Raw genomic sequence first — 11,782 nt, 5'->3', positions numbered from 1 at the left:
TATAGCTGTTGCCGTCCACAAACAGGGTTGTGAGGTCTTCTTTAAACTGGATAAATGCAAAGCGAGAGGCGGGATTTCTTATCAGGGTGTCTTCGCTGTTCCAGTCAGGTACATCATCCTGCGTCAGGTCATCCAACCCGATTAGGTCATCGGCATCGTACTTGGGGGTCGTCATATGACGGCCAAACCAGTTTTCCAGTTTGTCCGGGGTGATTGCCTGCTGCCACAGTTGCTGAATTTGCTGTAATGCGGCCTGAGAGATTTCCCCTGTGTGTTCCTGCGGCGGGAACGCTATATCCTGAAAACGGTCATCTTCGGTGAGGTTGCTGAGGTGTTCTTGCAGCAGTTCTTCCAGAATCTCTGCCTGACTGGGGGCGCGGAAGCCAATGGAATAGGTGATGCAGTCATCGCCCAGAGCTTTTCCCCAGTGAGCCACTTGGGGTGGCAGGTAAAGCATGTCGCCAGGTTCCAGAGTGAAAGACTCCTGTTCGTGGAATTCCGTCAGAATGTGGAGATCTGTATCGTCCCGTTTGGGAGAGCTGCTGTTGCAGGTTTGACCCACTTGCCAGTGACGTTGACCGCCGGCCTGCAGCAAAAACACATCGTATTGGTCGTAATGGGGGCCAACACTGCCGCCATCGGTGGCGTAACTTATCATGATGTCGTCTAGTCGCCAGCTGGGGATGAAGCGGAATTGATCCAACAGGTCTGCAACTTCGGGAATATAGTGGTCTGCGGCCTGAATCAGCAGGGTCCATTTGTCTTTCGGTAAGCTGTTAAAGTCATTTTCATGGAACGGACCGCGGCGCAGCTCCCAGGGCGTTTTTCCCTCTTCAAGAATAATCCGGGATTCAATCTCTTCTTCCAGCGCCAGGCCGGCCAATTCATCAGGGCTGACCGGACTTTGGTAGTTCGGTATTGCCTGCTTGATCAGCAGTGGCTTTTGTTGCCAGTAATCGCGGATAAACTCATCGGTGCTGATGCTGCCTAATTGAGTCAAGGGAGTCGTCATAAGCAGGTCGTTTCTGAAATGAATTGGCAGTTAATGTGGAAAAGGAACGGCAGGAGGGGGAATTAGGCCAACCTTTCGGTTGGCCTCTTGGCTATCGATCAGATGTCTTTTGCCTGCGAGACAGCATTGCCAATGTAGTTGGCTGGAGTCAGCTCACGCATGGACTGCTTGGCTTCTTCCGGAATGTCCAGAGTCTCCACAAACGCAGCCAAGACTTCGCGATTGATGGTTTGGCCGCGAGTCAGGGCTTTCAGCTTCTCGTAAGGCTCTGGCACGTCATAGCGGCGCATGATGGTCTGGATGGGTTCAGCCAGCACTTCCCAGCTGTTATCCAGATCTTCTTCCAGGCGTGCACGGTTGATTTCCAACTTGCCAATGCCTTTCAGGACAGAGGCGTAAGCAATGCCGCAATAGCCGAAGCCCACACCCATGTTGCGCAGCACTGTGGAGTCAGTCAGGTCGCGCTGCCAGCGGGAAATTGGCAGTTTGGTGGCCAGATGACCGAAAATGGCGTTGGCGATACCCAGATTGCCTTCGGAGTTTTCGAAGTCGATCGGGTTCACTTTGTGCGGCATGGTGGAAGAGCCCACTTCACCCGCAATGGTCTTTTGCTTGAAGTAACCCAGAGAGATGTAGCCCCAAACGTCACGGTTAAAGTCGATCAGAATGGTGTTGAAGCGGGCAATTGCATCGAACAGCTCAGCGATATAATCGTGTGGTTCGATTTGAGTGGTGTAAGGGTTCCAGCTCAGCCCCAGGCTTTCTACGAAGGTCTCAGCATTGGCTTGCCAGTCGATGGCAGGGTAGGCAGAGAGGTGAGCGTTGTAGTTGCCCACGGCGCCGTTGATCTTGCCGAGCAGTTCCACTTTTTCGATCTGAGCTACCTGGCGACGCAGGCGAGCTACCACATTGGCCATTTCTTTACCGACAGTGGTTGGAGAGGCTGTTTGACCGTGAGTGCGAGACAGCATGGGGTCAGCGGCGTAGTCCTGAGCCATGGAGGCGATCGCATCGACGATTTGGCGTGCTTGTGGCAGCAATACGGTATCGCGGCCGTCGCGCAGCATCAGAGCGTGGGACAGGTTGTTGATGTCCTCAGATGTGCAGGCAAAGTGAACAAACTCCATCACTTTTTCCAGCTCGGCATTGCCGGCAAACTGCTCTTTGATGAAGTATTCCACGGCTTTTACGTCGTGGTTGGTAGTGCTTTCAATGGCTTTGATGCGTGCGGCGTGCTCTTCGTTGAAGTTGGCGACGATGTCGTCAAGCGTCTTGTTAGCGTCGTCACTGAACGCTGGTACTTCACTGATGCCGTCGTGTTTGGCCAGTTGTTGGAGCCAGCGGATTTCAACTTCAACACGGCAACGAATCAGGCCGAATTCACTGAAAATGTTGCGGTAGTCGGCAGTTTTACTGCCGTAACGGCCGTCGATTGGGGATACAGCAGTTAATGCGGAGAGGTCCATAGTCATCAAAACCATTTGTCTGTCAGATGGGGAGAAGTGTTCGGGGATAGGTTGCCGAACATTAAGGCCGGCATCATACCGGAAAATGATGCCGACATCTTATCTAAAGAGCGGAATTTGCGTTTAAGGCGTCGTTAATTCCGCAGTGCCTAACAATCAATTCAGTTCTTTCAGAAGTCGATCGGCACACTCTGAGAGCTTTTTGCGCTGCAGAACAACCTGAAAACGGGTGCCGCCCACCTGGCGCCAGAGTGTCGCTGCACGAATGCCGGCAAACAGCAGGGCGCGGACCTGATTGGCAATCCGGGTTTGTTGCAAATAGCTAAAGTCTCCCATCACCTGGATGCGGAATTTGAAGGTGCTGATGGTGTCTCCGTAAAGTCCACCGAGGCTGGCTAGCACGTTCTCGTGGGTGATGTCGAAATGCTCGGCCTGTCGTTCGCACTGCTCAAGCCGTTTGCCGATGATTTCCAGCATGTCCTTGCGACCCATCATCTTCTTTTGCAAGTGCAGCATGCCCAGAACGTAGCGCAGAGTGTCCGGATAATCACGATTTTGGTGGTGGTGGAGCAGGTCGCTCATGATTTTGAGACCTAACTCCAGGTTCTGCGTGTGGCCGCCAAACACATCCAGCGTGGCGTCCGGATTCTGCACAAAAAGGCTTTGTATCGAGGCTTTTTGAGCATCCGATGGAACATAGCCCGTTTTGGCCAATTGTTCGACCAATCCAGCTGCCTGAAAAACTCCGGCCATGGCCAGAGTGATGTCATTCCAGTTTTTACTCAAGGTATAAATCCTTTGGTATTCAGTAGGTTGAATGCCATTATGAAAGTTAATTCGAGGTGGTTATGCTCTCAGCCGTGTTTTGGGAGAGCGTATTAATGAGCTCGTTCTATCACCGCTCCACCAAGACAGATATCGTTCTGGTAAAACACGACCGATTGTCCCGGTGTAATTGCACGTTGAGCGTCATCAAAGATTACGGTCAGTTGTCCGTTGTCTTTTAACGTGACTTCACAAGCTTGATCCGGCTGGCGGTAACGGGTTTTTGCCATGCAGCGGAAGGTTTGGGTAGCCGGTTCTCCATTAATCCAGTGAGTCTGTCCGGCGTCCAGCCCAGGGCTCAGAAGCAATGGATGATCCGCTCCCTGAACCGCGATCAGTTGGTTGGTCTCGAGATTCTTGCCGGCCACGTACCAGGGAGCATCGCTGGCGTTTTTCAGGCCGCCAATGCCCAGTCCCTGACGCTGACCTATGGTGTGATACATCAGGCCGCTGTGTTTGCCGATGATATTGCCGTGATCGTCCACAATATCACCTGGCTGGGCGGGGAGGTATTGTTGTAGAAAATCTTTAAAGCGACGCTCACCGATAAAGCAGATCCCGGTGCTGTCCTTTTTGTTGTGAGTAATCAGGTCGTGCTCTTCGGCCAGTTGGCGAACCACTGATTTGTCAAGCTCACCGACAGGGAACAGGGACTTGGAGAACTCCTGTTCTCCCACAGCGTGCAGGAAGTAGCTTTGATCCTTGTTGTTGTCGAGCCCCTTGAGCAGGTGGGTGTGCTCGTTTTGGTCGCCGCGCCTGACATAATGTCCTGTAGCGATCAGATCTGCGCCCAGCACCTCGGCGTACTCCAGAAACACCTTAAACTTAATTTCACGGTTGCACAGGATGTCCGGGTTGGGGGTTCGGCCCGCCTTATATTCTTCGAGAAAGTGCTCAAAGACGTTGTCCCAGTATTCTGCGGCGAAATTGGCGGTATGAAGCTTGATACCGAGCTTGTCACAGACCGCTTCCGCGTCGGCGAGATCGTCCTTGGCGGAACAATATTCCGTACCGTCGTCCTCATCCCAGTTTTTCATGAACAACCCTTCGACCTGATAACCCTGTTGCATCAGGAGCAGGGCAGAGACAGACGAGTCAACACCGCCGGACATGCCGACAATGACTTTGGTCTCTGAAGTGGTTGGGGAGCCTGAGGCGTCTTTTGCCTCTGAAGAGCTGGAATTGTGTGGCTGGGTAGTCAAAGGTACTTCCTAATCGGGTGGTTTCCGCTAATCGGGTGGTTTCCGGCTCGGATTCTACAATCCGGAGGCCAGTGCCACCCTGCAAATCAATGGAGAATGGTCTGAGCTAGAGATGGTATCAATAATTTCCATTTCAAGCAGGTGTAAACCGCGAATATAGATGTGATCCAGATAGCGACGTGTGCGTGGCTTGTGAAATGGCCGGCAGCGTTCAAACCCCGCGGCACCCAGTATTTCATCCAGAAGTCGCAACTGGCTGCGGGTAAAGGTGTTGAAATCGCCGCAAAATACCGCCGGCAGATGGCTGTATCGCTCGCAGGCTGCCAGGATCTGCTCCAGTTCGAGCTTGAATACCGAGCGCCGCTTAAACAGCAGCATGTGTAGGTTGATCAGCAGCAGGTTCTGACCGCAGGCGGTGGGCATCAGGCTGATGACGGTCGCTTTGGGGGTTCGGGTAACCGGTTCACGCCTCAGGCTAAGCAAGGCTTGTCCCTGTTTGTGGATGGGGTAGCCGCTGGCGGTCAGGACCCCTTCGGTAAACCCATCTGGACGATGATAGCTAGTGCTGTAGTTGTGGTTCAGAGTCCAGAGCTCCTGAGGAAGATCCAGTTGCTTGCTGGCCAGCACTTCTTGTAGGCAAAGAATGTCGGAACGGTGGGCCAGGTCGCATATGTCGTTGTCGAATATTTCAACTCCGTGACGCTTAAAAATATTCCACACCACCAGAGTGAACTCTCGGGGCAGCTTTTCGCCCTCGTGATTCAGCTGTTGCGTCAGGTGCGCGCCGAAACTGGTGGCTTTGCGAACCTGCAAAAAGCTTTTCTGATGCTGCTTCATAAATTTATGGCGCTAAAGTCGTTAGAATCAGGAAGAGGCGGAAAACTCAGTGATCAGATCCAGAGGGTAGGAGATACCCAGCCGGTAGTCATCAATGACCTTTTTTACTACAGGGCTGCGTAACTGATCCTCAATCATCAGAATTTCTTCATAGTCTAGCCACACCGCCTCGATAATGCCTTCATCCAGCACGACATTGGGCACTTCCTCAAGAGCCTCGGCGATTAACGTGCTGCGAAGATAACTGATGCCATTGGGGGCGTGGTAGCTTGAAAGTCCTCCAAAGCGGGTGGGGAGGACATGCCAGCCCGTTTCCTCAAAGGTTTCACGAACCGCGGCTTGTATCACCGATTCACCGTGTTCGATGTGGCCTGCTGGCTGGTTGTAGACCACTTTTCCGTCGCGCTCCTCTTTGACCAGCAGGTAATGGCCGTCGCGCTCAATTATGGTGGCTACCGTGGCGTGCGGGCGTTTGTCGTGTTCTGGCATAACTGGTTAGCTCCGGGTGTGAATCTGTGTGGCTTGCAAATACTGGCGGCTTAAAAGGACTTGCGGCTCAAAAATACTTACAGCTATACGAATTTGTAGTTTTACAACATAGAGCAAGGCTCGTTAAGAGCTCTTTGGAGGCCGTTTGTTGCCCTTTTTCGGTTTGACTGGTTTGTTCACAGGGGCTTTAGTGCCTTTACTGCCCTTGGTAGGGCGTCCTTTTCTGGGGGCTTTATGGTGTGGTGCTGGCTTTCTTTTCTCAGGCAGGGTCGGTGTGTTGACAGTTTCTTCGCGGAATTCCCCGGGCTGGAGGTTGTCCAGTGCCCAGCTTCCAATAGACGCTCGTATCAGGCGCAGCGTGGGGTGGCCAATGGCTGCGGTCATACGTCGAACCTGGCGGTTACGGCCTTCGCTGAGGGTGATTTCGAGCCATTGAGTGGGAATCGATTGACGCTCCCGGATAGGCGGGATTCGCTCCCAAAGCGACGCTGGAGGCTGGATGGCCTTGATTTTGGCTGGGCGTGTAGGGCCATCCTTAAGTTCAAGTCCGAGCCTGAATTGCCTGAGGGATTCTTCGTCTGGTATCCCTTCCACCTGAGCCCAGTAAGTCTTGGGTTGTTTGTGTTTGGGGTCGCTAATGCGGTGCTGCAGTTGGCCGTCATCGGTTAGTAACATCAACCCTTCAGAGTCGTAGTCCAGTCTGCCGGCAGGATAGAAGCCGGTATGGTTTGGCAGGTACTGCTTGAGGGTGGGGCGGCCATCGCTGTCACGAAACTGACTGAGCACTTGAAAGGGCTTGTTGAGCAGAATAATGCGACTCATAGAGTAATGGTTCTTATCCTTGATGTAATTTTACTACCTAAAACGGACAGCATTTGTTATGATCCGCCGCGAAAATGAGGAGCCGAGCAGGTCAAAAGCCATTCGGTTATGGCTCATAGAATACGATAAATCAGACGTATGGGAGATAAAATGTCTAAAGATACACCCAAGATTATTTACACGCTGACCGATGAAGCACCGGCTTTGGCAACCTATTCACTGTTGCCCATCGTACAGGCTTTTGCCAACAAGGCCGACATTCAAGTCGAAACCCGAGATATTTCTCTGGCAGCCCGTATCTTGGCGAATCTTTCAGAGTATCTCCCTGAAGATCAGCGCGTCAGCGATGATCTGGCGGAACTGGGTGAGCTGGCTGAAACTCCTGCGGCAAACATCGTCAAATTGCCGAACATCAGCGCCTCTATCCCTCAGTTGAAGGCTGCCATCAAAGAGCTGCAGTCTCAAGGTTTTGATCTGCCAAACTACCCAGATGAACCAGCAGATAACAAACAAGCCAAAATCAAAGAACTTTACGACCAGGTTAAGGGCAGCGCCGTAAACCCGGTCTTGCGTGAAGGTAACTCTGACCGCCGTGCGGCAGCTTCCGTTAAAGCCTACGCCAAAAAGAACAGCCACCGCATGGGTGTCTGGTCTGCAGATTCCAAATCCCACGTTGCTCACATGACTTACGGCGACTTCTACGGTAGTGAAAAATCCACCGTCGTTGAAAAGAAAGGCAATGTAGTCATCAAATACGTTGGTGACGACGGCAAAATCAGCATTCTGCGTAAGAAAACCCCTGTTCTGGTGGGTGAAGTTATCGACGCGGCCGTGATGAGTGTGCGTGCTCTGAACAACTTCCTTGAGCGTGAAATTGAAGACGCCAAGCAACAGGAAGTGCTGTTTTCTCTGCATCTGAAAGCCACCATGATGAAAGTGTCTGATCCCATCATGTTTGGCCATGCTGTTAAGCAGTTCTACAAGCCTGTATTCGAGAAGCACGGCAAGATCCTGGAAAACCTGGGTGTTGATGTTAATAACGGCATTGGCGACCTCTACTCTAAAATTGTAGAGCTGCGTCCCTCCAAGCAGGAAGAGATCAAAGCGGACATTCAGGCTTGCTATCGCAAGCGCCCTGAAATGGCCATGGTTAATTCCGATAAAGGCATTACCAACCTGCATGTGCCCAGTGACATTATCGTGGACGCATCCATGCCCGCGATGATCCGTGATTCTGGCATGATGTGGGGTCCGGATGGACAGCTTCACGATACCAAAGCTGTGATTCCTGATCGCTGCTACGCTGGCATTTATCAGTCAGTCATTGAAGATTGTAAGGCCAACGGTGCTTACGACCCATCCACCATGGGTAGTGTTTCCAATGTTGGTCTGATGGCGAAAAAAGCGGAAGAGTACGGTTCGCACAACAAAACCTTTTTGTCACCAGGCCGTGGCCGTATCATGATCATTGATGAAGATGATCAGGTTCTGCTGGAGCAGGATGTTGATAAAAATGACATCTTCCGCATGTGTAAGGTGAAAGACGAGCCTATCCGTGATTGGGTAAAGCTGGCCGTAAATCGTGCACGCACCACCCAAACACCTGCCGTATTCTGGCTGGATCGTGAGCGTGCTCACGACAGAGAGCTGATCAAGAAAGTTGAAGTCTACCTGCAGGAGCACGACACTCAGGAACTTCAGATTTACATCATGTCTCCTGTGGATGCGACCAAGTTCTCTCTCGAACGCATTCGTCGCGGCGAAGACACCATCTCCGTCACCGGTAACGTATTGCGTGATTACCTGACGGATCTGTACCCAATTCTCGAGCTGGGTACCAGTGCGAAAATGCTGTCGATTGTTCCCTTGATGAATGGCGGCGGTCTGTTTGAAACTGGTGCTGGTGGCTCTGCTCCCAAGCACGTTCAGCAGTTTGTACAAGAAGGGCACCTGCGTTGGGATTCCCTCGGTGAGTTCCTCGCACTGTCAGAATCCTTGACTCACCTGGCCAACACTTTTGGCATGCCTAAAGCCAAGGTGCTTGCCGATACACTGGATGTTGCCAACGGACGTTTCCTGGACAACAACAAGTCACCTTCACGCAAAGTGAAAGAGCTGGACAACCGTGGCAGCCACTTCTACCTGACCATGTACTGGGCTCAGGCATTGGCCGAGCAGAATGATGATCAAGAATTGAAAGAAATCTTCTCGGGTCTGGCGCAAGAACTGACCGCCAATGAAATGACGATTGTTGATGAGCTGAATCAGGCTCAGGGACAAGGCATTGATCTGGGTGGTTACTACCGTCTGGACGCGGACAAGGCTTCAACGTCTATGCGCCCGAGCGAGTCTTTCAATAATGCATTGAAAAAAGTACTGGCTTGATTGCTTGGTCTGAAACATCAGCGTTACGTTGATGCCAGGCCTGTAATTCTATTCAGGTCAGTGATACCTAAAGCCCCGGAGTTGCCGGGGCTTTTTTTTGCCTGTTGTTTATGCATCGGATTTCGTGTTTTTATCTTTCGGCGGTTCTGGCGCGCGCTTCTTTGGCCAGGTTGTATTTGACGCCCATGCAGTGATCAGCTTGTTATTCCCTGTAGCCAGCTATAATCTAGAAAACCCCTCAAACAAAATTCAAATCACAAGTCCCTTGTGAGCGTAAGTACTGACCTTAAATGGAGCATTAATATGGCGTATCAGCACATACAAGTCCCGTCTTCCGGCACCAAAATTGCCGTTGCCGATGATTATTCCCTGACAGTGCCTGATAACCCCATCATTCCCTACATTGAGGGTGATGGTATTGGGGTGGATATCACGCCAGTTATGATCAGCGTTACGGATGCCGCCGTTGAAAAGGCCTATGGCGGTAAGAAAAAAATCGCCTGGATGGAAGTTTTCTGTGGAGAAAAAGCGGCGGAAATGTACGAGGGGGATTGGTTTCCCGCTGAAACATTGGAGGCGATTAAAGAATACAGTGTCGGTATCAAGGGACCTTTAACCACTCCTGTCGGCGGTGGGTTTCGTTCTCTGAATGTCGCACTTCGGCAGGAAATGGACCTTTTTGTGTGTCAGCGACCCGTCCGCTGGTTCACCGGGGTGCCGTCGCCAGTCAAGGAGCCGCAAAAAACCAACATGGTGATCTTCCGTGAGAACTCGGAAGATATTTACGCGGGTATTGAATATAAAGCTGGCTCAGCTGAGGCTACCAAAATCATAGATTTTCTCACCAGTGAAATGGGTGTGACTAAAATTCGTTTCACTGAAAACTGCGGCATTGGAATCAAGCCTGTATCGGAAGAGGGCACCAAGCGCCTGGTACGTAAAGCCATTCAATACACCATCGATCAGGATTTGCCGTCGTTAACCCTGGTTCACAAAGGCAACATCATGAAGTTCACAGAAGGTTCGTTCTGTGACTGGGGGTATGAGTTGGCTCGCGAAGAGTTTGGCGCTACGCCCATTGATGGCGGCCCATGGTGCAGCATGAAAAACCCAAATACCGGGCAGGAAATTATTATTAAAGATGTGATCGCGGACGCCATGCTGCAACAAGTGCTGCTGCGCCCGGCTGAATACAGCGTGATTGCAACCCTGAACCTGAACGGCGACTACTTGTCGGATGCACTGGCTGCGCAAGTTGGCGGGATCGGCATTGCGCCAGGCGCGAATCTGTCTGATAGCGTGGCGGTGTTTGAAGCGACACATGGTACTGCACCAAAATACGCCGGTCAGGACAAGGTTAATCCCGGGTCTTTAATACTCTCTGCTGAAATGATGCTCAGGCACCTCGGCTGGAATGAGGCTGCTGATCTGGTCATTAAAGCAATGGAGGGGGCAATTGGCGCTAAAACCGTCACATACGACTTTGAGCGTTTGATGGATGATGCGGAGCTGAAATCCTGTTCTGAATTTGGTCAGGAGTTAATCAAGCACATGGGGTAATCATCCCGATCACCTCCCGATCACCTACAGGACAGCGCCTGATTGATCTTTATCAGGCGTTGTTGAGGCGATGTTGATTTGATCATTTCAGTTTGGATTGTGAAGCTGAAGGGTCAGACTGGTGCGCAGCCTCCAATTTAGCTAACGTGCAGCCTCATTGCCTAACTTACAGCTTCTGCGCTACTGGCAGACATCCTAGAGAGAGGGGTCTCTGAATCCTGCTTCATTTTACTGGGCAATTGAATATTGGTAGCGTGGAGACCTTTAGCCCCTTCGATGACATCAAAAGTCACCATTTGACCTGCTTTCAGGGTTTTGTAGCCTTCCATATTGATGGAAGAGTAGTGGGCGAAAAGATCTTCTCCACCGTCTTCAGGAAGTATAAAGCCATAACCTTTTGCGTTGTTGAACCACTTAACTGTACCTGTTGGCATAGAGAATTCCTTAACTGTTAGCCTGTGGTGTCAGTTGTGTTGTCAGGTGATTTTTATTGTAATAAGTCCGTAGTACCTAAGTCGTATTTGAGGGCTTGTAATTAAGGTTTTTACTCGCGTATAACTGCACGACCTATAACGGTATACTTCCTGACATCGAAATTGATACTTGGCTTACTTTACGTAGCTGTCGACTCTTATATCGAACTAAAAAAATCAAGTCAAGTAAAAAAATTAACCAAAATGCCGGCAAAGCGGCCGGTTTGTTGCATATTTGAACGCCTGATGTGAGGCTTTTAATGGGTAATCCGGATAAACATAATCTAAGATTAAGTATAAGTAGTCACGATGATGACCATGATGATGACTACGCCGATGACATGGGGGTTGCGGTCGAAGAATCCCGACCGAAACTCAAGCGTCCCTCCATGTATAAAGTGGTTCTTCTTAACGATGACTATACTCCAATGGAATTCGTCGTTGAGACGCTGGAAGTCTTTTTTGGGATGAACAGAGAGCAGGCGACAAACATCATGTTAACGGTTCATACTCAGGGCAAAGCGGTCTGCGGTGTATTTACCAGAGACATTGCTGAAACTAAAGCGGCCCAGGTGAATCAATATGCCAAGGAGAATGAACATCCGCTGTTGTGTGAGATAGAGGCGGTGGAAGATGAAGAGTAGTCCTCGAGCCAATAGCCCTCAATGGAGTGGGTGCTTCCGGGCAGATTTAAGGACTAGCCAAAAGGAT

At 51.0% G+C, this 11,782-nt stretch carries 11 protein-coding genes; 3 read left to right on the top strand and 8 right to left on the bottom strand.

Features of this window, described 5'->3' with window-relative positions:
* The 7 genes from ACTG33_RS07480 to ACTG33_RS07450 all read right to left on the bottom strand — a co-directional run.
* Positions 1-1,012: cupin domain-containing protein (locus ACTG33_RS07480; protein ID WP_439134577.1), on the bottom strand; the 1,012-nt coding region annotated here is incomplete at its 3' end.
* Positions 1,013-1,110: 98 nt separating this feature from the next.
* The gene (gene purB, locus ACTG33_RS07475; protein WP_439134576.1) at positions 1,111-2,478 is read right to left on the bottom strand and encodes an adenylosuccinate lyase; all 1,368 of its coding nucleotides are present in this window, start codon (positions 2,476-2,478) and stop codon (positions 1,111-1,113) included.
* A gap of 156 nt (positions 2,479-2,634) precedes the next feature.
* On the bottom strand, positions 2,635-3,264 hold the full coding sequence (gene hflD, locus ACTG33_RS07470; protein ID WP_439134575.1) for a high frequency lysogenization protein HflD: 630 nt from the start codon (positions 3,262-3,264) through the stop codon (positions 2,635-2,637).
* Positions 3,265-3,356: 92 nt separating this feature from the next.
* The gene (gene mnmA / locus ACTG33_RS07465; protein WP_439134578.1) at positions 3,357-4,424 is read right to left on the bottom strand and encodes a tRNA 2-thiouridine(34) synthase MnmA; all 1,068 of its coding nucleotides are present in this window, start codon (positions 4,422-4,424) and stop codon (positions 3,357-3,359) included.
* A 135-nt stretch (positions 4,425-4,559) separates the two neighbouring features.
* On the bottom strand, positions 4,560-5,342 hold the full coding sequence (locus ACTG33_RS07460; protein WP_439134574.1) for an endonuclease/exonuclease/phosphatase family protein: 783 nt from the start codon (positions 5,340-5,342) through the stop codon (positions 4,560-4,562).
* Between the two features lie 27 nt (positions 5,343-5,369).
* Positions 5,370-5,831: an NUDIX hydrolase gene (locus ACTG33_RS07455; RefSeq protein WP_439134573.1), complete on the bottom strand. Its 462-nt coding sequence runs from the start codon at positions 5,829-5,831 to the stop codon at positions 5,370-5,372.
* A gap of 123 nt (positions 5,832-5,954) precedes the next feature.
* Positions 5,955-6,653, bottom strand: coding sequence for a pseudouridine synthase (locus tag ACTG33_RS07450; RefSeq protein WP_439134572.1), 699 nt, complete (start codon positions 6,651-6,653; stop codon positions 5,955-5,957).
* 150 nt (positions 6,654-6,803) lie between these two features.
* On the opposite strand from ACTG33_RS07450, the gene ACTG33_RS07445 reads away from it, so the two are divergent.
* Positions 6,804-9,038, top strand: coding sequence for an NADP-dependent isocitrate dehydrogenase (locus ACTG33_RS07445; protein ID WP_439134571.1), 2,235 nt, complete (start codon positions 6,804-6,806; stop codon positions 9,036-9,038).
* 303 nt (positions 9,039-9,341) lie between these two features.
* Positions 9,342-10,598, top strand: a complete 1,257-nt coding sequence (gene icd / locus ACTG33_RS07440; protein WP_439134570.1) for an NADP-dependent isocitrate dehydrogenase — start codon at positions 9,342-9,344, stop codon at positions 10,596-10,598.
* 161 nt (positions 10,599-10,759) lie between these two features.
* On the opposite strand, the gene ACTG33_RS07435 is transcribed toward icd, so the two are convergent.
* Positions 10,760-11,032, bottom strand: coding sequence for a cold-shock protein (locus ACTG33_RS07435; protein WP_439134569.1), 273 nt, complete (start codon positions 11,030-11,032; stop codon positions 10,760-10,762).
* 299 nt (positions 11,033-11,331) lie between these two features.
* On the opposite strand from ACTG33_RS07435, the gene clpS reads away from it, so the two are divergent.
* Complete coding sequence (gene clpS, locus ACTG33_RS07430; protein ID WP_439134568.1) at positions 11,332-11,715, top strand: ATP-dependent Clp protease adapter ClpS; 384 nt, start codon at positions 11,332-11,334, stop codon at positions 11,713-11,715.
* The last annotated feature ends 67 nt before the right edge of the window (positions 11,716-11,782 follow it).

The organism is Pseudomaricurvus sp. (genome assembly GCF_965662505.1).
GTDB lineage: Bacteria > Pseudomonadota > Gammaproteobacteria > Pseudomonadales > Cellvibrionaceae > Pseudomaricurvus.
The sequence above is the reverse complement of the archived record's forward strand: the minus strand, read 5'-3'. Positions and strand labels throughout refer to the sequence as shown.

Excerpts from the sequence above, each read along its gene's own strand:
- ACTG33_RS07435 (WP_439134569.1), bottom strand. The coding sequence starts at position 11,032 with ATGCCAACAGGTACAGTTAAGTGGTTCAACAACGCAAAAGGTTATGGC.
- ACTG33_RS07445 (WP_439134571.1), top strand. The coding sequence starts at position 6,804 with ATGTCTAAAGATACACCCAAGATTATTTACACGCTGACCGATGAAGCA.
- purB (WP_439134576.1), bottom strand. The coding sequence starts at position 2,478 with ATGGACCTCTCCGCATTAACTGCTGTATCCCCAATCGACGGCCGTTAC.
- icd (WP_439134570.1), top strand. The coding sequence starts at position 9,342 with ATGGCGTATCAGCACATACAAGTCCCGTCTTCCGGCACCAAAATTGCC.
- ACTG33_RS07460 (WP_439134574.1), bottom strand. The coding sequence starts at position 5,342 with ATGAAGCAGCATCAGAAAAGCTTTTTGCAGGTTCGCAAAGCCACCAGT.
- ACTG33_RS07450 (WP_439134572.1), bottom strand. The coding sequence starts at position 6,653 with ATGAGTCGCATTATTCTGCTCAACAAGCCCTTTCAAGTGCTCAGTCAG.
- clpS (WP_439134568.1), top strand. The coding sequence starts at position 11,332 with ATGGGTAATCCGGATAAACATAATCTAAGATTAAGTATAAGTAGTCAC.
- ACTG33_RS07455 (WP_439134573.1), bottom strand. The coding sequence starts at position 5,831 with ATGCCAGAACACGACAAACGCCCGCACGCCACGGTAGCCACCATAATT.